Annotated in this window: 20 protein-coding genes and 3 pseudogenes; 15 read left to right on the top strand and 8 right to left on the bottom strand. The window is 43.5% G+C overall.

Annotated elements, in window-relative coordinates; all coding sequences use genetic code 11:
* On the bottom strand, positions 1–168 hold the full coding sequence (locus F981_RS23510; protein ID WP_002125865.1) for a YhfG family protein: 168 nt from the start codon (positions 166–168) through the stop codon (positions 1–3).
* Between the two features lie 274 nt (positions 169–442).
* On the opposite strand from F981_RS23510, the gene F981_RS22645 reads away from it, so the two are divergent.
* Genes F981_RS22645 through F981_RS22635 form a run of 3 tightly spaced genes read left to right on the top strand, consistent with a single transcriptional unit; the run spans position 443 to position 6,464 of the window.
* The gene (locus tag F981_RS22645; RefSeq protein ID WP_171066967.1) at positions 443–907 is read left to right on the top strand and encodes a hypothetical protein; all 465 of its coding nucleotides are present in this window, start codon (positions 443–445) and stop codon (positions 905–907) included.
* A 12-nt stretch (positions 908–919) separates the two neighbouring features.
* Positions 920–3,259, top strand: coding sequence for a hypothetical protein (locus F981_RS22640; protein ID WP_035371865.1), 2,340 nt, complete (start codon positions 920–922; stop codon positions 3,257–3,259).
* A gap of 4 nt (positions 3,260–3,263) precedes the next feature.
* Positions 3,264–6,464 (top strand): tyrosine-type recombinase/integrase, encoded by a 3,201-nt coding sequence (locus F981_RS22635; protein WP_001169437.1) that lies wholly within the window; start codon positions 3,264–3,266, stop codon positions 6,462–6,464.
* Positions 6,465–6,701: 237 nt separating this feature from the next.
* On the opposite strand, the gene F981_RS22630 is transcribed toward F981_RS22635, so the two are convergent.
* The 3 genes and pseudogenes from F981_RS22630 to F981_RS22620 form a co-directional block, all read right to left on the bottom strand.
* Positions 6,702–6,920 carry a hypothetical protein gene (locus F981_RS22630; RefSeq protein ID WP_000550047.1) on the bottom strand — a complete coding sequence of 73 codons (219 nt, stop codon included), beginning with the start codon at positions 6,918–6,920 and terminating at the stop codon, positions 6,702–6,704.
* A gap of 4 nt (positions 6,921–6,924) precedes the next feature.
* A pseudogene (locus F981_RS22625) lies at positions 6,925–8,034 on the bottom strand (Y-family DNA polymerase); the annotation flags it as partial.
* 32 nt (positions 8,035–8,066) lie between these two features.
* Positions 8,067–8,675 carry a recombinase family protein gene (locus tag F981_RS22620; protein ID WP_004726718.1) on the bottom strand — a complete coding sequence of 203 codons (609 nt, stop codon included), beginning with the start codon at positions 8,673–8,675 and terminating at the stop codon, positions 8,067–8,069.
* A 94-nt stretch (positions 8,676–8,769) separates the two neighbouring features.
* Here F981_RS22620 and F981_RS22615 point away from each other — a divergent pair, with 94 nt between their 5' ends.
* The 3 genes and pseudogenes from F981_RS22615 (at position 8,770) to F981_RS22605 (ending at position 12,442) form a co-directional block, all read left to right on the top strand.
* Entirely contained in the window at positions 8,770–11,736 is a 2,967-nt protein-coding gene (locus F981_RS22615) for a Tn3-like element ISAcsp1 family transposase (RefSeq protein ID WP_004726714.1), read from the top strand.
* A gap of 16 nt (positions 11,737–11,752) precedes the next feature.
* Positions 11,753–11,971, top strand: a pseudogene (locus F981_RS22610) (ATP-binding protein); the annotation flags it as partial.
* Positions 11,972–12,088: 117 nt separating this feature from the next.
* A complete protein-coding gene (locus F981_RS22605) occupies positions 12,089–12,442 on the top strand; it encodes a recombinase family protein (RefSeq protein WP_009516421.1) in 354 nt (117 codons plus the stop codon).
* Positions 12,443–12,682: 240 nt separating this feature from the next.
* On the opposite strand, the gene F981_RS22600 is transcribed toward F981_RS22605, so the two are convergent.
* Positions 12,683–13,762, bottom strand: coding sequence for a transcriptional regulator CypR (locus F981_RS22600; protein WP_004658508.1), 1,080 nt, complete (start codon positions 13,760–13,762; stop codon positions 12,683–12,685).
* A 216-nt stretch (positions 13,763–13,978) separates the two neighbouring features.
* Between F981_RS22600 and F981_RS22595 the strand changes: the two genes are divergently transcribed.
* The 3 genes from F981_RS22595 to F981_RS22585 all read left to right on the top strand — a co-directional run bounded on the left by F981_RS22595 (position 13,979) and on the right by F981_RS22585 (position 17,041).
* Positions 13,979–14,299, top strand: coding sequence for a 2Fe-2S iron-sulfur cluster-binding protein (locus tag F981_RS22595; RefSeq protein WP_004658513.1), 321 nt, complete (start codon positions 13,979–13,981; stop codon positions 14,297–14,299).
* A 58-nt stretch (positions 14,300–14,357) separates the two neighbouring features.
* Positions 14,358–15,740, top strand: coding sequence for a cytochrome P450 (locus F981_RS22590; protein WP_009516417.1), 1,383 nt, complete (start codon positions 14,358–14,360; stop codon positions 15,738–15,740).
* 86 nt (positions 15,741–15,826) lie between these two features.
* Complete coding sequence (locus F981_RS22585; RefSeq protein ID WP_001193555.1) at positions 15,827–17,041, top strand: NAD(P)/FAD-dependent oxidoreductase; 1,215 nt, start codon at positions 15,827–15,829, stop codon at positions 17,039–17,041.
* 38 nt (positions 17,042–17,079) lie between these two features.
* Here F981_RS22585 and F981_RS22580 read toward each other — a convergent pair whose 3' ends face one another.
* Entirely contained in the window at positions 17,080–17,310 is a 231-nt protein-coding gene (locus F981_RS22580; protein ID WP_004656998.1) for an IS5 family transposase, read from the bottom strand.
* A 656-nt stretch (positions 17,311–17,966) separates the two neighbouring features.
* On the opposite strand from F981_RS22580, the gene F981_RS22570 reads away from it, so the two are divergent.
* From F981_RS22570 to F981_RS22550, 5 genes are all read left to right on the top strand, one after another.
* Positions 17,967–18,836, top strand: coding sequence for a metal-dependent hydrolase (locus tag F981_RS22570; RefSeq protein ID WP_000149466.1), 870 nt, complete (start codon positions 17,967–17,969; stop codon positions 18,834–18,836).
* An 83-nt stretch (positions 18,837–18,919) separates the two neighbouring features.
* Positions 18,920–19,546, top strand: a complete 627-nt coding sequence (locus tag F981_RS22565; RefSeq protein WP_000952904.1) for a TetR/AcrR family transcriptional regulator — start codon at positions 18,920–18,922, stop codon at positions 19,544–19,546.
* Complete coding sequence (locus tag F981_RS22560) at positions 19,543–20,514, top strand: BtrH N-terminal domain-containing protein (RefSeq protein WP_000186299.1); 972 nt, start codon at positions 19,543–19,545, stop codon at positions 20,512–20,514. The genes F981_RS22565 and F981_RS22560 overlap by 4 nt, the downstream gene beginning before the upstream one ends.
* Before the next feature lie 56 nt (positions 20,515–20,570).
* The gene (locus F981_RS22555) at positions 20,571–21,035 is read left to right on the top strand and encodes a PaaI family thioesterase (RefSeq protein ID WP_000378064.1); all 465 of its coding nucleotides are present in this window, start codon (positions 20,571–20,573) and stop codon (positions 21,033–21,035) included.
* A 1-nt stretch (position 21,036) separates the two neighbouring features.
* Positions 21,037–21,456, top strand: coding sequence for a PaaI family thioesterase (locus tag F981_RS22550; protein WP_000029507.1), 420 nt, complete (start codon positions 21,037–21,039; stop codon positions 21,454–21,456).
* A gap of 91 nt (positions 21,457–21,547) precedes the next feature.
* Here the strand turns inward: F981_RS22550 and F981_RS23500 are convergent.
* A pseudogene (locus tag F981_RS23500) lies at positions 21,548–21,670 on the bottom strand (helix-turn-helix domain-containing protein); the annotation flags it as partial.
* A gap of 51 nt (positions 21,671–21,721) precedes the next feature.
* The gene (locus F981_RS22545) at positions 21,722–24,688 is read right to left on the bottom strand and encodes a Tn3-like element ISAcsp1 family transposase (protein ID WP_004726714.1); all 2,967 of its coding nucleotides are present in this window, start codon (positions 24,686–24,688) and stop codon (positions 21,722–21,724) included.
* 94 nt (positions 24,689–24,782) lie between these two features.
* On the opposite strand from F981_RS22545, the gene F981_RS22540 reads away from it, so the two are divergent.
* Positions 24,783–25,145: recombinase family protein (locus tag F981_RS22540; protein WP_004726713.1), on the top strand; the 363-nt coding region annotated here is incomplete at its 3' end.

The following is a 25,145-nucleotide window of genomic DNA, read 5'->3' as shown; positions in this document are numbered from 1 at the left end:
CTAAGTTTCGGGTTGCGAATACTTCTTATATTTTTGCAAGATTTCAGCTTTACTTTGTTGAGTTGTTTGAGCTGTCGTTGTAATGCCTTCAAGCTTTAGGCTGGCTTGATAGTTTTGCGCACGTGTCGCTTGAATATATTTTTTTTTCTGTTCAGTGGTTCTGAGCATTTCGAAACTCCATTGATGCTACACGTGAAGTAAGTATAGCAGAGAATCTTTTTGATCAATGCTGCATACACAGCATTTCAAAATGTAATACAACGGTATTGTTTCATGTAATAACAGAAAACTAAAAAAAATTGGAAGAATATTTGAAATTTAGATCAACTTTAATAAGAAAAACCTATGTAGTTGTTGATAATTGTAATTTTAAGAAGATTTGATTGATTAATTAAATGAATTTTCATATACAAAGATATGCTCATTTTTTATATCGATAAAAATGTTAAAATTTGCCTATTTAGTAAAAAATATAGAGATTTTTATGGGGCAATTTATCATGCCCTTTTGCTTTGACCGACCAAATGTTCTGCTTGAGATAGTAAAAATTAACTCAGAACTACTAAAAATCAAAAAGATTAAACAGAGTCAGAAAGTAGTAGTACAGGCAAAGTTCAAAGTAATCTACGTCAAAATTTGGCAAAAAATCTTGCTATTGATGCAAACGGAGCCTGGCTTACGTGTGCATTCTAATTATGTTGCAATCTTACAGTTGATACATAATCTTGATGATTTTATCGAAAAATCACAGCAACACTTGTGCTTTGAAAGGAAAGCTCAGAAAGAGCTGGATGCTAAATTTTTTGCTCGATTTTTTAAGCTAACAAAGAATCCAATAAAAGATCAACTTTTACAAAATTGTTTAGATCGTAATGAATTTAGACAATGCAATGTGATAAAAAATTAAGCGAAAATGAATATGCCGAAGATTGACGCAGAAGAGCACTTTTTAGATTTAGCAGAAAAATTCCAAAAAGATTATTGTCTGTTACATGATGATGTTGTGAATACACAATTTATTGATCTATCAGATGATTTGTATAAAGAAGTCTACGCGCTATACAAATTAGCACAACAAATTTATAGCTATATATCAGGCTCCAGACAGATCGGTAAGTATTCTTTTTTGGCTGCTTTGAGTTATTTTTCATGTCCGAATATTAGTAATACTCAAGAGTTGTCGTCTGTACGTTATTTGATTTTGCAAGCGAGTTTTTTAACATATCGGCAGTATCAAGAATTTGCAAAAATTGATAAAGCTGAGAATAAGCAAAAACATGTTTGTGATCTCTTTCGCTATGTCTCACGATATGTTCTGGATTCTAATCATGCTGAATTATTTCAAGAATGCAGTGAGCTACTAAATCGCTATGTCATGTACGAACGTAACTTGAAAAAGGAGGATCGTAATCAACTTTTTAATATTAAAGATTTCAAACAAGTACAAGCCATAGAGTATTTATCGGCTCTATTAATAATTTTTAAAAGACTAGATGATCGTCGTGTAGTTCATCGTCAGCGTAAGTCAAAAAAAAGCAAAGTTTTGAAATGGCCCACTAAAAATGAACTCAAAAAATTTCGTGAAATAAAATCAGGTAAGCATGAAGATATCGGACATAACGCAAAGATCAGTTTTTATGATGCCTCTCTTCACAAAGATGAAGATCGTGAAATTGAGTTATTGGACACTGAAGTAGAATTATACTCTGAAGATGAAAAAACTAAAAATTTTAATCATTTAATTAGTGATTATGCTGCGTATTACACGCGGCATCGCCAACGCCGTCATGCGCCATTTATTACAAATCCACATTATTTGGCGCCAGATATACTGAAGCAAATTGTTTATGTGTTGAGAACTGAGTTAAATAGGGACTGGAATGATGCTGCAATCGCTGCAGCATGTTTATTGTCACTTTTGACGGGATTATCACCCGTCGCACTGATGGATTTTAACGAGCTTATTCAAGATGGAATTTTGATCCAAAATGGTTCAAGTAGACGTCGCGAATATTTACTCAAATTAAATCTTAAAATTACAGAGCAGAAGATTAAGAGCTTAAATGATGAGCGATGGAATGAAGTGATGACACATCAACTACATTTACCTTCTGCTTGGTTTGACTATATAGAACAAGCATCGAATCCAATAATTTCTTCAACAGACATTAATACAAAACTTAAGAATTGGCTTGATAATCGGTTTGTAGGTTCGATCACTGTTGAAAAACTGCAGGCTCAATTATATTTTCATATATATTATGAAACATATAATGAATATCTAGCTCATGTAATTGCTGGGCGGGATAGTCAGCATCACATGCCTGGTATCTATTATGGAGGGCTACCGAAAGCTCAACTCAGTAGCACATATCTAGCCTTTGTAGAAACAGCACTTACACATTCCTCGCAATTTACTGAAGAACTCAAAATATTGCGACAACAATTCAAAGTGCAATCTGCCTTAGCTCTAGGAAGGATAGGGAGCCAACTGGCACTTGAACCCAGTTTTGTGAAAGAGCAATTTGCTTTTTTACATAAACATTGCCAAGAAAATATTCAAAAAGATCAACATATCATTAATCAACTGAATGCATACGCATGTTGGATGTGGCATATCAGCTTGTTGAGTTTGGCAAGTCGGCCTAAAGAAAACCTGTTGGGGAATTTGGATGATTATTGTGTTGAGCTCAAGCTTTTATATGTAAACGATAAAAGAAATAGTAAAGCAAGAAAAGATGGTCGTTTTATCCCATTATCTGATTTTTTCATAAAAACACTGCAAAATTACACAGTCTTTTTAGAACAAATTATTGAAGCGTACGGTTCGTTTTTTAGACAAGTCTTTGCAAAGAAAATTACTGTAAATGATCTTTTTGGCAAGGTCATTGATAGTAAAGATATCTTGTCGATAACTGTCAAAGAGTGGCAGAGCAGAAAAATTAAGTTAATCCCTTTATCTCGAAACTGGGTAAATTTATATATGGAAGGAATCTTTCCAAAGAATATGTATTCGAATTGGTTACGTCATTTTGATATGAATTTTTTGATGTATGCAGAAGAAAAAGAAGAAAAAAAAGAAGAAAAAACTGCTTTAGCATTCCATTTAATACAGGCTCTTTATGGTCATGACCAACGTGACCGAGAGGCTTTTCATCCGCATTCTTCACTTATTCCGAATGTCTATGTACAGCAAGCCCGCCAGCAATTGCAAGATAATGTCAAATTTTTATCGATTAAACACTTAGAGCGAAAATAGTTGTATGCAAAAAATCAAAGAACTAATAAAACCGCAACTAGATGATCTATTTGTTGATATTCATAAATTGGTGAAAAAGTCGCTAGATAGACAGCCTTCTTCACCTGAAGTATTGACGAAAGACATGCAGCAAAAACTTGATCAGCAGATCGCTGAAAAATGGCATGACATTAAAGATAGTGTTGATTATTTGAGTCAAAAGTTGAGCCGAGACGAACAATCAAAACTGATGCAATTTACTGAAGATGAATTTAATAAAAGAAGGAGGCAATTCAACCAGAATGTAGATAAAAAATCATACAGAATTAAGCTAAATCCACATACGAAACGGATAGTACTGCCTAGAAAAATTGAGAGTACAGAGTCACGATTAAAACACGGGCATCTACATATTCTGGTAGTCAAGGAATTAAGGCAGTATTGGCAAGATTCATTTGAATATTGGGATGAACCGAAGTACTTATGGGGAAATTTATGCTTAAGTTTTATATATATTTCAGGCTGTGCAGATGAACAGCATTTGATTACTATTCAGAAACAATTGCAGGATGCCATTGAGCTTGGTACAGATCTGAATTGTTTTCGGTTATACCATTCTGATTATCAAAAGATCACTAATCCATTGTTACTACATTATCGTGTTGAAAACTCTCAATATGGCAACGATGTAGAACAGGGAAAGTTGTACAAATGGAAACATGTTTTTTTTAACCCATATGCACAGTTCATTTTACAATATTTAAAAAAGTTGAAAGCCACTCAGAAAGAATTTCGTCTGCAACATTCAGTTGAAGATTGTATTTTAGAAAGCTTGAGTAAGATAGGCAGGAAAAAAAGTCTTGGGGATCTGCAATATCAAATTAAACGCCGTGGATTTCGTGCATTTAATGATGTGCAAATGGTACTCGAATTTAATCCAAACCTTAGCCTTGATATATTTTTGAGTAATGTGCTTCAGCAAGAGATTAATACTGTCGCTTTAAGGCCATCCGAATTTAGATTGCTGTGGAATAATGATTACAATCAAGTCACAGAACAAGAGAGTCGCCCTATTCATTTTGAACAAGAGCAGTTACATCCGGAAGTTCCGACTGCTCAAAGCAAATTACAAACGATTCCGTATGAGTTGATGTTGTTTGATCAAAAGAAACGTAAAGGTCAAAAAGTTGAGCGTTTAGATAAAAAGAGGAATAAAGAAGAACGCACGCTACGTTTTTGGCAAGAAACCAGAAGGGTGTTAGAGGAGAAGATAGTTGATGCTAATACGGAGGAAAAGTCTTTAATTGATGCTCAACTACGCTTAATTGAATGGTTAATGCATTTAAAAAAACGAGGGCTTCAATTATCAACTATTGAAAGCTACTTAGGATCGTTTGGCAAAGAATTTATATTTGAGATTTGGCTCAATAAATTAGATTTAAAGCAACAATCCATAGATGACTATGAGGATTTATATCGGCAGCTATTGAAATACAGCAGTGAACGTGATGAAAAAGCAGTTCAACGAGATTCGGTGAAAGGAAAAACCTCTCGTAAGATGCACCAAAGCGCAGAATACCGTTTTGGTCGCCTAAAAGATTTTCATCAATTCTGTATAGAGAATTATGATGCTCCAGGGGTATTGGTGTTACAGAATTCAAGTTTTAAGCATTTACAAATTTGCAATGCACGGCTAGTGAGTCCTTTGCTATTTGGCAAATTATTGGAAAAACTAGAAAATTTAAGTCAAGAGCCAACGGCATCAGAGTGGGTCGATCATCTGAGTTGTTTAAAGCTGATGTATTTACTAAGTTATAGAACTGGACTTCGATTAAATGAAGTTCGTTGTCTTAAAATACAAGATATTATTTGCCCAGAGCTACTTTATAAAGAAAAAGAAAATACAGTTTTTAATAATATCACGCTTCATATCCAAGACAATTCATATCGCCGTCTGAAAACGCGAAGTGCGAATCGTCAAATACCATTGAAAATTGCATTGTCAGAACATGAGTTTTTAGTAGTACAACGTTACATACAACATCGTTATGAGCAATATTTGGTTAATCAGCAGGATGATCTACTTTTTAGTGTGAATCATCGTGTATTAACTGATCAATGTATCAGCAAAATTACAGTAGATTTGTTTAGTCAAATATTAGGTATGCATCATGGCTTTAGTTTTCATACATTACGCCACAGTGCTGCTAACTATCTAGCAATAACTTTGCTCGGTTCAAAAGAAATGATCAAGACCTACACAGATTGTCCTTGGGTAAAAGCAAAAAAGATGAGGGATTTATTGTTTGGTATGAAAGCACGTGCTCAAGAAGAGATTATTCAACATAAATGGCAGGTGCTCGCCTCTTGGATGGGGCATAGCAGTATTGAGCAAACGGCTTCAAATTACCTTCATGTTTTGGATTTATTAGCAGTCGATCGAATTTATAATTCGCCGTGTATCATTTCAAAAAAAGTATTAGAACAGTGTTTTAGTCCAGTGAAGTCAAGTACAGACTACATAAACCTAAATCGTTATACTCAGCAGCAGAAATGGTTTAATTCTTATCAGCAAACACAGCCAGTTACGATTGCTGGCCGACAAGAAAAGAAGTTTAGTATCGAGAAGAGTAATCTGACACCTTTTCAACGTTTGATAAGTTTTAGAGAAGGTCGTTTAAGCGAAGATACTCAAGCTCAAGAATGGATGCAACGATGTCAATGGATGAGCAATAAATGGATGGATCGCCAAAAATTTAATTTAAAAACGAATTATGTTTATAGTAAGAATTTAGAAGAGAGTTGGTTTGATGAACTTTACGAAAAGGCTAAAAAACTGACTCGTCAAGATGAAATAATTCCTCTCCTTGATTTTCATTATAAAGATGATAGGCAGCAAGATGCACTGAAAGAAAAGAACATGTTTAAGGCGCTTAAAATATTATTATTACTTGGAAAACTGCGTAAGAATTTTCTACATTTTCAATGCCGAATGAAAGGTGATGAGCAACAAATTGTTAATTTTATTACTGGTATAGAGCCAATGTTAGGAGATCATCTGTATTTAGAAAAACAAAACTACCCAGTTAATTTGGGTGCTCCTGAGCGAACCGTTAAATTTAGTTTTCAAAGAGTTGTCGGTTCTAACAAAAAAAATGTTACTCCGCTGGTTATATTTAATTTAATGTTAAAAATGATGCAAGAAGATGAACTCTGGATCAAATAGCCTAAGCATCTTAAAAAGGGGAAATTTAAAAGCTTTAGCATCACAGTTTCGTCACTGGATTTTAGACACTAGTGTAAATTGGTAAATCGCTGAGCTAAAGTGTTGTAGTCCAAACTCGATCTGACAATTACCCATTTTTTAGTGTGCCCGTCAGGTTAAATTTGAACTGAATTTTTCTCAGCCCAAATTCATTTCCAATCAAGTTATGTTTCAAGTGGCGTGCGAACACTGCACAATTTAATTCACGGTGCCTAAGACAGGTATCAACTTCGGACCAGCCATTCTAGCTTTGCTAATGATTTCCACCAGCTCATCATAAGTCAGTTCAAACTTATCCTCACTATCAAATACATAGACCATATTCTTGCCTTCATGTTCAGGTGGAGTAGGTGGTACAAATCGTTTCGGGATAAGAATTTGTGCGAGTTGTTCGTCAGTTAATTTAAATAAGTGCATGTTTTTATCCTACTCTTGGTAAGTCAGACCATTTGGTTAAATACGAAGGTGATCTAAGGTTTTGATTCATGTGCCATGTGGCTTCTTTATTGTTGGCAATGCCTAGCGTGACGAGATTCTTCCCAAACCGTTCACTGATGGCTTCGATGGCATCTGAAAGCCTTTCTCGCTCTTGCTTATGTGAATAGTCCGTGAATAGATCGGGCACAAACTTGGATTGATCTGTAATTTCGAGCAGCACGATTCCCGCCTTTTTATACTTAAAGCCTTTCTTAAATATCTGATCGATGCCTTTCATCGCGGCCTTGGTGATGAGCAGTAGATCATCCGTATGCTCATGCATTTGAACGACGATGTAAGGCGAGTAGCGCTCTGTATTATCAAAGCGACTGGTTTGGATATACACGCCGATCATCTTGCAGATTGAGCCATCTTCCCGCATTCGTTTCACGGCTCTGGCCACATAAAGCCGAACCGAAGCTTTAATGTCATCCATTTCATACACTGGGTTGCCATATGAACGGCTGCTGATGATTTGCTTCTTCGCTACAGTATCATCACTAAGGTCAATACAAGAAAGGCCCTGTAGCTCAAGCACCGTCTTTTCCATCACGATACTAAACTGCTTTTTGATTTCTTTAGGATTGGCATTGATCAGATCCAGCACAGATTGAACACCCATAGTATTGAGCTTCTTACAGTTCTGTCTGCCTACGCCCCAAACCTCAGACACATCAACCTGCGCGAGTAGCGTTTCTGTAGAGCATGGGTCCATATGGGCCAGATTACAGACCCCATTGAAGAACTTGTTTTTCTTGGCGAGATGATTGGCAATCTTGGCTTCGGTTTTAGAGCGACCAATTCCAATACAGCAGGGTAGGCCTAACCAACGCCAAGCCTTAGCCCTCATGTCTTGAGCATATACAGTCAGGTCAAATAGATGCTCGTAAGCTGTGAGCTTCAGAAAGCATTCATCAATGGAATAGACCTCTTGATCTCCTGGTGCAACATAGTCCCCAAGCAGCTCCATAAAGCGCTTGGACATTTCGCCATATAAGGAGAAATTACTGGATAGCACCTGAATGTTATGTTGTTTGATCAGCTCTTTAATTTGGGGTCGTCTCAGGAAACGGAAAATATAGCACGCTAAGGATTTTCACTCCGACTTCTTTTAACGATATCCAACACGGTATTTTTGCTTAGATTGACCAGCCGACCGACTTGTCGATAAGAGTGTCCAGCAGACACCAACTCCAACACTTTAGGTGCCAGACGATCTGACTTGGTACGTTGACCAGGACGACGACCAAACACAACGCCCCGCGCTTGTGCCGCTGCTACACCAGAGCGCACACGTTCACGTAGTAAATCTCCCTCAAACTCTGCTAATGCAGACATCACAGAAGCCATGAGCTTTCCCTGAGATGTGGAAAGGTCAAACTGCAAACCTGTTTGTGCCACCAGAGATACCCCGAAATGCCCAAGATCTTGTAATGACTGTACGAGATCCACGGTGCTTCTGCCCCAGCGTGTCAATTCCGTCACCAAGATGGCATCGATTTCACGAGATTGCGCCATGGTCATCAAGTATTTTCTTTGCAATCTCTCATCCTTACTGCCTGATGCAGTTTCTTTCCAAACACCGACAACATCGTAGCCGCAACGATTGGCGTAGGCACGTAGGTCATATTCCTGTCGTTCGCAGGACTGATCGTTCGTTGATACTCGGCAATAAATGGCCGCATTCTGTCCCAATTGAACCTCCTTGCGAAATTGCAGCGCAAAGCTAAGCGTGGCGGTACAAAATAATGTACCTTTAATAGTTTAGTTTATTTGGGACTAATGAGCCATGCCGCGCCATTCTATTTTGTCGTCCACGGAATTGGGAAGCCTGTTCGAAATTCCAGATGATAGAGCTTTTATGCTTCAGCATTACACTCTGAGTGATTCTGATAAATCCATAGTCCATCAACATCGAGGGGCATCCAACAAGCTAGGCTTTGCAATTCAACTTTGCTACATGCGTTACCCTGGAGTGATATTGGGTATTAACGACGAACCATTCAAACCCTTACTTTTCATGATGGCTGCTCAACTTAGTATATCAGTGGACTGCTGGAATGATTATGGTCAGCGCGAGCAAACAAGACGAGAACATATTGCCGAATTGAAAAAAGTTTTTGGGTTCAAACTATTCACCTTGAGTGACTATCGGCAATCGGTCAATATGATGGTGGATTTGTCCCTTCAGACAGATAAAGGTCTTATTTTAGCCACAACTCTCGTTGAAAATTTACGACAAAAATCAGTCCTTTTGCCAGCTATAAATGCAATTGATAGTATTTGCGCAGAAGCAATCACATCTGCCAACCGCATAATTTATACTGCTTTGACGAGCTCACTTTCAGAAACTCATCGTCAAAATATAGATGCTTTGCTGAACCGTAAAGAGGGCAGCAAACTGACAATATTGGGGTGGCTTAGACAGTCACCAGCTAAACCAAACTCAAAGTACATGCTTGAGCACATTGAGCGGCTGAAGTGCTTACAAGCCATCGATCTACCTGAAGACATTGGAAAACACGTTCATCAAAATCGCTTACTGAAAATTGCTCGCGAAGGTGGGCAAATGACTCCTGCTGATTTGGCCAGATTTGAATCTCAACGTCGATATGCCACTTTGGTAGCAATCGTTGTGGAGAGTATGGCCACGATCACCGACGAAATTATTGACCTGCATGATCGCATTATTGGAAAGCTATTTGCTATCGCAAAAAATAAACACCAGCAACAATTTCAATCATCAGGTAAAGCGATCAACGACAAAGTGCGTTTGTATGGGCTTATCGGGAAAGCCTTGCTAGATGCCAAGCAAAATGGCAGTGATCCGTTTGCCGCCATCGAAACTGTTATTTCATGGGATGCTTTTGCAGCAAGTATTACTGAGGCAGAAAAACTGGCGCAACCCGAAGACTTTGATTTTTTACCACGAATTGGCGAGAGCTATGCAACTTTACGCCGTTACGCGCCAGAACTTCTTGCCATACTTAAATTGCGTGCTGCCCCAGCAGCAAAAGATATGCTTGCCGCTGTAGAGTTGCTCCGCAGCATGAATGTTGATAATACACGAAAAATCCCCTCTAATGCTCCAATAGCGTTTATCAAAAAACGGTGGGCAAGACTAGTCTTTACCGATGATGGTATTGATCGCCGCTATTACGAAATATGTGTGTTATCTGAACTTAAAAACTCGCTACGGGCTGGGGATCTCTGGGTACAAGGCTCTCGCCAATTCAAAGACTTCGATGAGTATTTAGTGACTGCTGATAAATTTAATCAGCTAAAACAGTCCAATGAGTTACCTCTAACCATTACTACTGATTGTGATCTATATTTGCAAAGTCGCCTTTCACTATTGGAGCAGAAATTAGCAATCATTAATCGCATGGCAGCGACCAACGATTTGCCTGATGCGATGATCAATCAATCTGGTCTAAAAATAACACCTCTCGATGCCGTGGCTCCTGATACAGCCCAAACTTTAATTGACCAAACAGCAATGCTGTTACCACATATCAAGATCACCGAATTATTAATGGAGGTCGATGAATGGACAGGCTTTACTCGACACTTCACTCATTTGAAAACGGATGACACTGCGAAGGATAAAGCGTTATTGCTCACGACCATACTGGCTGATGCAATTAATTTAGGGCTGACGAAAATGGCCGAATCATGTCCTGGTACAACTTATGCCAAACTCTCATGGCTACAGGCTTGGCATATCCGTGATGAAACTTATTCAACGGCATTGGCCGAATTGGTGAATGCTCAATTGAAACAACCTTTCGCTGAAAACTGGGGAGATGGCACTACCTCCTCATCAGATGGCCAACGCTTCCGCGCAGGTGGCAGAGCTGAAAGTACAGGACATATCAATCCAAAATATGGCGCAGAGCCTGGAAGGTTATTTTATACACACATTTCTGATCAATACGCACCATTTAGCAGTAAGCTGATCAATGTGGGCGTTCGTGATTCAACCTATGTTCTTGATGGGCTGCTGTATCACGAGTCTGATTTACGCATCGAGGAACACTACACCGATACGGCTGGATTCACCGACCATGTTTTTGCACTCATGCACATGCTAGGGTTTCGATTTGCACCACGAATTCGTGATCTGGGCGATACGAAACTCTATATTCCAAAGTCAGACATAGACTATGCCGCACTTAAACCCATGATTGGCGGCACACTGAATATCAAACAGATTCGTACTCATTGGGACGATATTTTGCGTCTGGCCGCATCAATCAAGCAAGGGACTGTCACAGCGTCGCTAATGCTACGTAAACTCGGTAGTTATCCACGACAGAATGGTTTGGCATTGGCATTACGAGAGCTGGGGCGTATTGAGCGCACACTGTTTATCTTGGATTGGTTGCAAAGCGTAGAACTACGCCGTCGGGTTCAAGCTGGATTAAATAAAGGTGAAGCCCGTAATGCATTAGCGCGCGCCGTTTTCTTTTATCGATTGGGTGAGATTCGAGATCGAAGCTTTGAGCAACAGCGTTATCGAGCCAGTGGCTTGAATCTAGTGACCGCCGCCATTGTATTGTGGAACACGGTTTATTTAGAGAGAGCGACTAACGCCCTACGAGGGCATGGTCGCACAGTCGATGATACCTTGCTGCAATATCTGTCACCGCTGGGGTGGGAGCACATCAATTTAACTGGGGATTATCTATGGCGAAGCAAAGCCAAGATAGGTGGTGGAAAATTTAGGCCATTGCGCGCAATTGAAAAACCTTAGCGTGCTATATTTTCCGTTTCCTGAGACGACCCCTATCATTACGACGAACTTGAGCTTCTCGGAATGGAGCAATGTATTTGGTGATGCTAAGTTGACGACTGCACTGCTGGATCGACTGACTCATCATTGCCATATCATCGAAACGGGTAATGAATCCTATCGTTTTAAGCAAAGCACGGAGGAAGCCAAGCAGCGTATAAAGAAACGAGAAGCAGAGAAAGGAGAGTTATTTTAACCGTCGATCAGTGAAGAAAAAGCAACAGCAATTGATCGATTTATCCACAGCAGTGTAGTACGCTACATTGCTTAAATGCCTGGTCAATATTCAACGAGCATCGCTGGTCAATATTAAGTGAGCGTCAACAATCTTGGGCATTTCGGGGTATCTCTGGTGGCACAAACAGGTTTGCAGTTTGACCTTTCCACATCTCAGGGAAAGCTCATGGCTTCTGTGATGTCTGCATTAGCAGAGTTTGAGGGAGATTTACTACGTGAACGTGTGCGCTCTGGTGTAGCAGCGGCACAAGCGCGTGGCGTTGTGTTTGGTCGTCGTCCTGGTCAACGTACCAAGTCAGATCGTCTGGCACCTAAAGTGTTGGAGTTGGTGTCTGCTGGACACTCTTATCGACAAGTCGGTCGGCTGGTCAATCTAAGCAAAAATACCGTGTTGGATATCGTTAAAAGAAGTCGGAGTGAAAATCCTTAGCGTGCTATATTTTCCGTTTCCTGAGACGACCCCTAACTGAAGACATTGACGGTGGATGGGCTGCAATGGGAATTAAAACCTCTACAGAGTTCACAGCGGGTTGCAAGCGTTGGGTTGAGTTGAGGTTATCGGATTGGAAGTGGAGGGCTGCCATATGATTGCCATCTCTGACATAGCGTTTTAAGGTATTTTTCTAGGGCGTATTGATGTTTCAACGTATTAACAATCATACGAACAACCTCATTCTCTCAGGTCATTTTCTTCTTGCCGATGGGTGATTTTTCGCCGATAAGCACTTGGTGATACACCAAACCAGCGTTTAAACGCGCGCCGAAAATTAGCAGAGTCGTGGTAATTCAGTAAGCTGGCAATTGCCTCGACCGATATTTGAGGGTCATGTAAATAACTACTGGCTTTCTCAGATAAAATCCGATCTCGAATCAGCCGGTAACTCGTGTTCTCTTTGACCAGACGTCTGGCCAGCGTACGCTTATTCATAAACAAGGCTGCAGCCAGATCCTCTTCACTCAGTTGCCCGAGCGGATAGGACAGCATGGCTTTTTGCACTTGGTAGGTGGTGCTGTGTTGTTGGGTCTTGAGCCGGTTGAGGATCATTTCGCATTGTTGCATCGCCAGCAGATAGCTATCGTGCTGCGCGGATGCATTGGCAATCAAGCACAACTCGGTCGGCACTCGGATCGACAGTTGTGGCTGATCAAACTGATAGGTACCGGCAAGATAATCCGCGTAACAGGCATGATGATCGGGGGCGGGATGGCTAAACTGAATCACCGCCTCGGTCAGCGGTCGTCCAACAATAAATTCGGCACATTCCGAAAAAATCACCGCAACAGTTTCGGACAGTAGCCGATGTACTGCATGACTCAAGGTCTGCTCAAAGAAAATCAAGCAGGTCGTCCACTCAGCATTGGTGTGTGTTTCGAGCCTAATCAAACTCATACGGGTCGGCAAAAAAGTTTGAAACGCTTGTAACACGGCCAATAAGTTCGGGCTGCTATTGATTAAAAAGCCCATCGAGCCATGTGTTGACGGCGTGAGCCGCTGCCCTAAACGCAAGCCAAACTGATCGGATGCGGACAACTCCAAGCTATTTTGTAAGATTTGAATCTGTTGGCTGGCCGTGATCATCGTGTCGTCACGCATCAGTTGTTCAGCGGTCAGCGTGGTGAATTTTAATAGTTTAGGTAGGTCACGCGCCTGCAAGTCCAGCTCTCGGCCAATCAGACGGGTATAGCTACAGGGGATATTAGCAGATTCACTTGTACTGGCGAGACCAGTCAGCAGACTTGGATGCAACATGGCTCAAACACCTCAATAACAGACCAGTATGAAAGAACATCGACTAGAAAAATGCAATCGACGATGGGGCTACAGCGCCATAATCGTCTTTTAATGACCCTATATTGTCAACAAGAGACCTGTAAGCAGTATGGATACATGTCTATTATGAGTAAAGAGGGATGGCTATTTTCATCGGCGTCACCAGCAACCGTATACCACACAGGAGTAGTAATAATGGGTCAAATTACATTGATCGAGTATGACGGTACCGCCACCGTACTTGACATCGAAGCGGGCAAGTCGCTGATGCAACTGGCTATCGATCACGGCGTATCCGGCATTGATGGAGATTGCGGTGGCGAATGTGCTTGTGGAACCTGTCATGTGATCGTTGACGGTGCTTGGCTGGCGGCGACAGGACAGCCCAATGACGAAGAGGCGCGCATGCTAGAGATGGTACCAGAAGGTACGGCGTCGTCTCGTTTGGCGTGCCAGATTCAATTGTCCGATGCAATGGATGGCATGGTGGTGCATTTGCCTGAGTTTCAAATGTAGTGACGGCAGATTTCAACAGCTGTTAAGCATCATCATTGAGGAATGAATCATGAAAAACATGCAAGCCACACTAAACCAAATTTCAGCCCTGCTGCCGATACCCATGCATTTACAAGTGAAAGGCATGCAGGTGTTCCAAAAGGTCAAGCAACGGGTGACACAGGCGCAACCGTTCCCTGATTTTGTAGAAAAGCCAATCCCCGATGTTGCCACGCTCAAGCTCGAAGACATCGATATGAGCAATCCGTTTTTATATCGACAGCATCAATGGCAGTCATACTTTAAGCGGCTACGCGACGAGCGTCCTGTTCATTACCAAAAAAGCAGTCCATTCGGTGCATTTTGGTCGATTACCCGTTATGACGATATTGTGTTCGTGGACAAATCCCACGAGCTGTTTTCGGCGGAACCGGTGATTGTGATTGGCAAGCCGCCCGCCGGACTGGATGTGGAAATGTTTATTGCAATGGATCCGCCTAAGCACGATGTGCAGCGTCAAGCGGTACAAGGTGTGGTCGCACCGAAAAATTTAAAAGAAATGGAAGGGCTGATCCGCAGTCGGGTACAAGAGATTTTGGATGATTTGCCGCTCGATACGCCGTTTGATTGGGTGGAGCGGGTGTCCAAAGAAATCACCGCACGCATGCTGGCGACCTTGTTAGATTTTCCGTATGAACAGCGGCACAAGCTGGTGTACTGGTCTGATACGTTGGCGGGCAGCGCAGAAGCCACGGGCGGTGAGATTAGCGACAACGATGTGCTTTTTAATGCCGCCGCTGATATGGCCAAGCAGTTTGCCGCGCTGTGGCATGCCAAGGCGGCTCAGCAAGCGGCAGGTGAGCCGATGGGATTTGATTTGATTAGCTTAATGCTGAGCAATGACGATACCAAGGATTTGATTCACCGTCCGATGGAGTTTTTGGGCAATTTGGCCTTGCTGATTGTCGGTGGGAATGACACCACGCGGAACTCCATGACCGGCGGGGTATATGCGCTGAACCTGTTTCCTGAGCAGTTTGTCAAACTGAAAAACCAACCGAGCCTGATTCCAAATATGGTGTCCGAGATCATTCGCTGGCAGACCCCACTGGCGTATATGCGTCGCATCGCCAAGCAAGACATCGAGATGCACGGCCAAACCATCCGTAAGGGCGACAAGATCTTAATGTGGTATGCCTCGGGCAATCGTGACGAGCGGGTGATTGAACAGCCAGATGCGTTTTTGATTGATCGTAAAGGTGCACGCAATCATTTGTCATTTGGCTTTGGTGTGCATCGCTGTATGGGCAATCGCTTGGCCGAGATGCAGTTGCGGATTCTGTGGGAGGAGTTATTGCTTCGCTTCGACAATATTGAGGTATTGGGTGAGCCAGAGTTGGTGCAGTCTAACTTTGTGCGCGGCTATGCCAAGATGATGGTCAAACTGACTGCCAAAGCGTAGGTATCAAAATAGGCGACAGAGGCATTTTGCAACTGTCGTCGGCAACAATTGATGCTGTGCATCAACCATGAACTGAGTGAATTCATATGCAAACAATCGTCATCATTGGCGCAAGTCATGCTGCGGCGCAGTTGGCGGCAAGTCTGCGGCCAGATGGCTGGCAGGGCGAGATTGTGGTGATCGGCGATGAGCCGTATTTGCCGTATCATCGACCGCCGTTGTCCAAGACCTTTTTATGCGGTGCACAACTGGTCGATGAGTTATTGATTCGGCCAGCCGCTTTTTATCAAAAAAATCAGATCGAATTTCGGCACGGGCGGGTGGTTGCGATTGATCGGGCAGCGCGCAGCGTGACACTACAAGATGGCAGTACGCTTGCGTATGACCAGTTGGCGCTGTGTACCGGTGCACGAGTCAGGACGGTGTCGCTGGCTGGGTCTGATTTGGCAGGTGTGCATTATCTTAGAAATATCAGCGATGTACAGGCTATCCAGCCATTTGTACAACCCAACGGCAAAGCAGTGGTGATCGGTGGTGGCTATATCGGTCTTGAAACAGCCGCCGCATTGACCGAGCAGGGCATGCAGGTGGTGGTCTTGGAAGCCGCCGAGCGGATTTTGCAGCGGGTAACTGCACCGGAAGTGTCGGACTTTTATACGCGGATTCATCGCGAACAGGGTGTGACGATTCATACCGGTGTGTCGGTCACGGCGATCACGGGTGAGGGGCGGGCGCAAGCGGTGCTGTGTGCCGATGGTTCGATGTTCGATGCAGATCTGGTGATCATCGGGGTCGGGGTTGTACCGAATATCGAGTTGGCGCTGGACGCGGGCTTGCAGGTGGACAATGGTATTGTGATTGATGAGTATTGCCGTACCAGTGCGCCAGAGATTGTGGCCATCGGGGATTGTGCCAATGCGTTTAATCCGATTTATCAGCGGCGGATGCGCTTGGAGTCGGTACCAAACGCCAATGAACAGGCCAAAATTGCCTCGGCGACCTTGTGTGGCTTACAGCGGACCTCGAAGAGTTTGCCTTGGTTTTGGTCAGATCAGTATGATCTAAAGTTGCAGATTGCGGGACTCAGTCAGGGGTATGATCAGATCGTGATTCGGGGTGATGTGCAGCAAAGGCGTAGCTTTGCAGCGTTTTATTTGCAGGCGGGTCGCCTGATTGCGGCGGATTGTGTGAATCGTCCGCAGGAGTTTATGCTAAGCAAAAAGCTGATCACGGCTGGTACGGCGGTCGATCCACTGCGGTTGGCGGATGAGTCGATTGCGGTACAGGCGTTGATGGGGTAGCTTAAAACTACATCAGGCTAGATTTGCATTACGCTGATTCAGATGTTAATCAGAATGGCATCGATAGATACCTGTGAGAGCAAGTCAGGTGCAGCTTTGGCTTTGTGTAATTCACCACCCGTGATCGCAAACACGATGGGTAATCCATACCCATCTACGGCAAGATGGATCTTACTTGTCTTGCTACCTCGACTTAAGCCAATCGCCTCCTGATCGTGAGTTGCAGCACGTGCATTATGTTGATGTGCCTTGACGTAATTGCTATCCATAACCCCTACTCTATATCAGAGTCAGTAGATAAAACCCTGAGTATGCTTTGGAAAAAACCTTTTGCTGACCAGTCGTTGTATCTTTTGTAGAGATTAGGCTGCTGACCAAACTCAGTCAGGAGGTAGGTCTAGCCATGGACATTTCACCCACATTCTGTAGAGCATGGCTTCTACGGTGAGCCGTAAATTTGGTTTGTGATCAATGTCCTGTTGCTTGAGCATAGGAGAAATCTTTGCTCAATGTTGGTCGTTCAGCATAAAGCGTGGCATGGTGGACTCGGATGGGGAGAGCTTTAATTCTCTGAGTCTGCCTCCAATTTGCAATCAATATTTTCAAACGTCAACACACTCTAATGTAAAAAAACTAACATTAAAAAAACACCTCTGCCAAAAGGTCTGGTAGCTATATTCGATGTCAAAGATGATCTGGCTCACCTGCTGCGTTGTTAACTCATTCTATCAAATTTTGAGGACAGGCTTGACATTTGGTCAATCGACCAATATATATTCAAAATATGCATTTGGTCATTTGACCAATACCCGTTGAATTCTTGTGTGATATTTGCTGTGCCTGACCAAGGTGAAAAATATTGCTCAAGGTCAAATGTGATAGCAGGTTTACAGACATTCGATGCCTTTACAAGGAAACTCTCGCCATGACTCATATGATCAATATCCAGCCACGTAAGCCGCGGTTTGATTTAAGTGATGTTCCAGTTTTTTGGAACGACGGTGACCCGGTGTTAACACGCTTCTTTGATGCACTTTCTATTCACTTCCCCGATGGAGAGCGTTTTTTTATTCAGTCGGTGCGTAACTATCAGGATCTGGTCACAGATCCTAAACTGAGAGAAGATATCAAAAACTTTTTTCGCCAAGAAGCGCAACATGGCATTGTGCATGACCAGTATAATGCGGTGATGCAGTCGCAAGGCATTCATGTCGAAAAGGTCATCGCAAGATTCAAATTATTTATTCGGCTCTCCCAAAAACACCTGCCCGCCAAGTATCTGTTGGCCATGACAGCTGCCTTTGAACATATTACTGCTGTACTAGGCGAGGGTGCTATGGAGGGTGAGGGTGAGATGTTCAAGAATGCTCATCCCGCAATGCGTGCCATGTTCATGTGGCATGGGGTAGAAGAAGTCGAACACAAAACAGTAGCCTTTGATGTTTACGAAACAGCGGCAGGTGGGGGGTATTTCACCCGCGCATCTGCTTTGATTATCGGAACGCTACTGGTACATGCGGTGGTTGGCTCAGTTCTTTGGCATATGTTGAAAATTGACAAACTACAAGGTCAGCCATTGGTGCTTGCTAAGGGATTTTATCGCCTCTATGGACCACGTGGCCTGATTACCAGACTTATTCCACGCTATCTGGACTGGTTTAAGCCAGGTTTCCATCCTAGCGACACCGAAATCCCAGAAAAGGTTAATTCTTGGCTGGCTGAATATGATAAGCATCAAGACCCTATGGAAGCGTCACGAATTGTTTTTAATGTCCCCATTGCAAAAGCTGTATAGATCAGGAGAGACCGTGAAAGACTCGACTCGACTTGACCAAGTCGAGTAACCTGTCTTATTGATATAATGTTATGAGTCAAACTATGTTGAGTAGTGAATCTACGCGAGTCGAAGTTGCTGACCGCGAGAGAGTATTAGCCGCTTCTGCCAAGCTGTTTCGAGAAAAGGGTTTTGAGCGTACCAGTGTGCGAGAAATTGCCAGTGCTTGTGGTATTCTTCCAGGCAGTCTGCATTACCGCTATCGTAGTAAAGACGATATTTTGGTTGATATGATGCGGCTTGCTATTGAGAGAACTATTTACAGGATTGTTGAGGCGACTTCCGCGATTCAAGATCCACTCAAAAAAATGCAATCGGCACTGCAGACACATGTCGATATCCTTATGTCGGGTGACGATATGGTTTATGTGTTGTTGTTTGAGTGGCGCTCGGTACATGGAGTCGCACGTGAGCAGATTATTGCTGAGAGAGACAGATACGAGCGATATTGGCAGACAATTCTTGATGATCTGCAGTCTTATGGTTGTATCCGAAACGATGTGGATGCAGATCTGTTAAGACTGATTGGGCTAGGAGCAATAAACTGGGCTGCCACTTGGTATAAAGAAAATGGTAAGTACAATCTTGAACAGATCGCGGATGCGATATGGCAGATGATGACAAGAGGCATCCTTAATCCAGATTTTCACGAAGAGGCAAAAAACCTGTGACCAACTATAAGACTCCATCCCGTATCACGCACGCCATCGGGAGGCATTGTGGCAGCTCCGCAATTCGTGATTTGCTCGAGTTTAATGGGCTGAATATTTCCGAGGCCATGTGCTTTGGATTAGGCTCAGGGCTTGGCGTGACCTATTTGGAAATGGCTGACGCCCCTGTGCCATTTTTAGTGCATGTGCGGTCTTTGGGGTTTGAAGCGCGCGTATTTGAAAGTATCGGTATACCCTTTGAGTGGCAAACCTTCGAGTCACCCGAATCGGCAGCCACCGCGCTGGAGAAATGTTTGGATGCGGGTCACCCCACCCTGTTGCTGACGGATATTTTTTATTTACCTTACTTCAACAGCAGCACGCACTTTCCCGGTCACGCCATAGCCGCTTGGTCGAGAAATCCAGAGACAGGTGCGGTATTTGTCACCGATACCGAGCGTCCGAGTGTTTTGTCGGTGACGCGAGAGGCACTGACCCGCGCACGTTTTTCTACACAGCCCCCATTTATTCACTATGGCAATATGTTCACGCCCACCGCGTTTCAAGGCGAAATTACCCCCGAGATGATTACCGGTGTCATCCATGACAACGCCAAGTCATTAGCTGTGAGTGGCATATCGGCACTGGAAACATGGCTGGCCGAACTGAGTCGTTGGGGAGCCACAGGCGATTGGCACTGGACGACCCGATTTGCCTACCAAATTATTGAAAAGCGTGGCACAGGTGGCGGCGGCTTCCGCAAAATGTACGCTGAATTCCTTGATGAAGCGGTTCACTATGACGCAAGTGTACAGCAATATCGACTGCCCCTGTTAATGAGGGCTTGCGAAAAAGCATGGACGGCATTAGCCATGTGTTTGAAGTCTGCCTCGGAAAGCACAAACTTTCCATATGCCGCCATTGAAGAGGCCATTGTGGCGGTGATGCAGGCCGAACGTAATTATACAGATGCCGCCCTTGCACTTTGAGACGTGCCGCTAATTTTTTCGCAATAAAATCAGCCAGCAATGGCGGGAGTTCAAAAATGGACAGTAATAACACGGCACACCTGACCATGGCTAAGGCGTTTTTTGGTACTAATCACCCTTTATTCAATATGTTCAATATTAGTGTTGGTGCAGTGAGCGATGGTCATGCCGAGATGACGATGCCCTTCTCTGAGCAACTCTCTGACCGTAAAGGCTCACTGCATCGAGGGGCTTTGGTGACGCTGCTGGATACGACTTGCGGCTTATCTATTTTTTCGTCATTGCGGTCGTTAGAGCCGATTGCCACTATTGATTTGCGTGTCGATTTTTTGCGACGTATTCCCTCTGCGGTAGGTTTAAAGGCGATAGTGGATTGCATTGGTAGAACCGATACGGTGGCCTTTATCACGGGCCGAGCGGTTGCAGAAGACAGTGGTGAGCTACTGGCTACTGTCACTGGTTCTTTCGCAATCGGCACGATGGGACCCTCTTTTGACAGCAATGAAGCGCGAGGCGAGTGATATGAGTATAGTAAATCAGATGAGCGCGGAAACACCCCCACTAAAATTGTGTGACGAGCCTTTTGTCGATTTTCTAGGTTTTCGTGAGGAAATGCAACATGGAGAAATACAGTACTTTATGGACTTTCGTGATTCGCATATCGGCAACCCGATGATTGGCACGTTTCATGGCGGCATTCTCGCGAGTTTTGGTGAAGTGGCCGCCGCCGCCTATCTTGCCCGTCAGCGTGGTGATAATGAGCTGCCCTTATGCTCCACGATGACCTTTGATTACCTGCGGCCAGCATTTATAGGTACGTTACAGGCAGTCCCCAGTATTGTTCGTGCGGGTCGGCGCATTACGACAGTATCGGTTCAGTTACTACTTGATGGCAAGTTGGTTTGTATCGGTCGATTCCTGTTTACGGTTAGCAGCAAATAAAATTGGAGCAAGCTCAGTTCAGGATGCCGACCCTGTTTTACTCAGAAAAATTTTCAATAGATAGACAAATAATATCAAATAGCTGGAACTACTACTGATACCGATACAGCGTTGGCGCAGAAATCCCAAACTCCTTCGCCAATGCTCGCTTGGTTTTGTAGTCGCCAGATTCAAGACGTTGATGCAGCAGAGCCACTTGTTCAGGAGTCAGTGACGGCTTACGGCCCTTGTAGGGGTCGTCTCAGGAAACGGAAAATATAGCACGCTAAGGTTTTTCAATTGCGCGCAATGGCCTAAATTTTCCACCACCTATCTTGGCTTTGCTTCGCCATAGATAATCCCCAGTTAAATTGATGTGCTCCCACCCCAGCGGTGACAGATATTGCAGCAAGGTATCATCGACTGTGCGACCATGCCCTCGTAGGGCGTTAGTCGCTCTCTCTAAATAAACCGTGTTCCACAATACAATGGCGGCGGTCACTAGATTCAAGCCACTGGCTCGATAACGCTGTTGCTCAAAGCTTCGATCTCGAATCTCACCCAATCGATAAAAGAAAACGGCGCGCGCTAATGCATTACGGGCTTCACCTTTATTTAATCCAGCTTGAACCCGACGGCGTAGTTCTACGCTTTGCAACCAATCCAAGATAAACAGTGTGCGCTCAATACGCCCCAGCTCTCGTAATGCCAATGCCAAACCATTCTGTCGTGGATAACTACCGAGTTTACGTAGCATTAGCGACGCTGTGACAGTCCCTTGCTTGATTGATGCGGCCAGACGCAAAATATCGTCCCAATGAGTACGAATCTGTTTGATATTCAGTGTGCCGCCAATCATGGGTTTAAGTGCGGCATAGTCTATGTCTGACTTTGGAATATAGAGTTTCGTATCGCCCAGATCACGAATTCGTGGTGCAAATCGAAACCCTAGCATGTGCATGAGTGCAAAAACATGGTCGGTGAATCCAGCCGTATCGGTGTAGTGTTCCTCGATGCGTAAATCAGACTCGTGATACAGCAGCCCATCAAGAACATAGGTTGAATCACGAACGCCCACATTGATCAGCTTACTGCTAAATGGTGCGTATTGATCAGAAATGTGTGTATAAAATAACCTTCCAGGCTCTGCGCCATATTTTGGATTGATATGTCCTGTACTTTCAGCTCTGCCACCTGCGCGGAAGCGTTGGCCATCTGATGAGGAGGTAGTGCCATCTCCCCAGTTTTCAGCGAAAGGTTGTTTCAATTGAGCATTCACCAATTCGGCCAATGCCGTTGAATAAGTTTCATCACGGATATGCCAAGCCTGTAGCCATGAGAGTTTGGCATAAGTTGTACCAGGACATGATTCGGCCATTTTCGTCAGCCCTAAATTAATTGCATCAGCCAGTATGGTCGTGAGCAATAACGCTTTATCCTTCGCAGTGTCATCCGTTTTCAAATGAGTGAAGTGTCGAGTAAAGCCTGTCCATTCATCGACCTCCATTAATAATTCGGTGATCTTGATATGTGGTAACAGCATTGCTGTTTGGTCAATTAAAGTTTGGGCTGTATCAGGAGCCACGGCATCGAGAGGTGTTATTTTTAGACCAGATTGATTGATCATCGCATCAGGCAAATCGTTGGTCGCTGCCATGCGATTAATGATTGCTAATTTCTGCTCCAATAGTGAAAGGCGACTTTGCAAATATAGATCACAATCAGTAGTAATGGTTAGAGGTAACTCATTGGACTGTTTTAGCTGATTAAATTTATCAGCAGTCACTAAATACTCATCGAAGTCTTTGAATTGGCGAGAGCCTTGTACCCAGAGATCCCCAGCCCGTAGCGAGTTTTTAAGTTCAGATAACACACATATTTCGTAATAGCGGCGATCAATACCATCATCGGTAAAGACTAGTCTTGCCCACCGTTTTTTGATAAACGCTATTGGAGCATTAGAGGGGATTTTTCGTGTATTATCAACATTCATGCTGCGGAGCAACTCTACAGCGGCAAGCATATCTTTTGCTGCTGGGGCAGCACGCAATTTAAGTATGGCAAGAAGTTCTGGCGCGTAACGGCGTAAAGTTGCATAGCTCTCGCCAATTCGTGGTAAAAAATCAAAGTCTTCGGGTTGCGCCAGTTTTTCTGCCTCAGTAATACTTGCTGCAAAAGCATCCCATGAAATAACAGTTTCGATGGCGGCAAACGGATCACTGCCATTTTGCTTGGCATCTAGCAAGGCTTTCCCGATAAGCCCATACAAACGCACTTTGTCGTTGATCGCTTTACCTGATGATTGAAATTGTTGCTGGTGTTTATTTTTTGCGATAGCAAATAGCTTTCCAATAATGCGATCATGCAGGTCAATAATTTCGTCGGTGATCGTGGCCATACTCTCCACAACGATTGCTACCAAAGTGGCATATCGACGTTGAGATTCAAATCTGGCCAAATCAGCAGGAGTCATTTGCCCACCTTCGCGAGCAATTTTCAGTAAGCGATTTTGATGAACGTGTTTTCCAATGTCTTCAGGTAGATCGATGGCTTGTAAGCACTTCAGCCGCTCAATGTGCTCAAGCATGTACTTTGAGTTTGGTTTAGCTGGTGACTGTCTAAGCCACCCCAATATTGTCAGTTTGCTGCCCTCTTTACGGTTCAGCAAAGCATCTATATTTTGACGATGAGTTTCTGAAAGTGAGCTCGTCAAAGCAGTATAAATTATGCGGTTGGCAGATGTGATTGCTTCTGCGCAAATACTATCAATTGCATTTATAGCTGGCAAAAGGACTGATTTTTGTCGTAAATTTTCAACGAGAGTTGTGGCTAAAATAAGACCTTTATCTGTCTGAAGGGACAAATCCACCATCATATTGACCGATTGCCGATAGTCACTCAAGGTGAATAGTTTGAACCCAAAAACTTTTTTCAATTCGGCAATATGTTCTCGTCTTGTTTGCTCGCGCTGACCATAATCATTCCAGCAGTCCACTGATATACTAAGTTGAGCAGCCATCATGAAAAGTAAGGGTTTGAATGGTTCGTCGTTAATACCCAATATCACTCCAGGGTAACGCATGTAGCAAAGTTGAATTGCAAAGCCTAGCTTGTTGGATGCCCCTCGATGTTGATGGACTATGGATTTATCAGAATCACTCAGAGTGTAATGCTGAAGCATAAAAGCTCTATCATCTGGAATTTCGAACAGGCTTCCCAATTCCGTGGACGACAAAATAGAATGGCGCGGCATGGCTCATTAGTCCCAAATAAACTAAACTATTAAAGGTACATTATTTTGTACCGCCACGCTTAGCTTTGCGCTGCAATTTCGCAAGGAGGTTCAATTGGGACAGAATGCGGCCATTTATTGCCGAGTATCAACGAACGATCAGTCCTGCGAACGACAGGAATATGACCTACGTGCCTACGCCAATCGTTGCGGCTACGATGTTGTCGGTGTTTGGAAAGAAACTGCATCAGGCAGTAAGGATGAGAGATTGCAAAGAAAATACTTGATGACCATGGCGCAATCTCGTGAAATCGATGCCATCTTGGTGACGGAATTGACACGCTGGGGCAGAAGCACCGTGGATCTCGTACAGTCATTACAAGATCTTGGGCATTTCGGGGTATCTCTGGTGGCACAAACAGGTTTGCAGTTTGACCTTTCCACATCTCAGGGAAAGCTCATGGCTTCTGTGATGTCT

This window comes from Acinetobacter guillouiae CIP 63.46, assembly GCF_000368145.1.
Lineage (GTDB): Bacteria > Pseudomonadota > Gammaproteobacteria > Pseudomonadales > Moraxellaceae > Acinetobacter > Acinetobacter guillouiae.
Note: the sequence above shows the minus strand (reverse complement) of the source record. Positions and strands in the feature narration are given on the sequence as shown.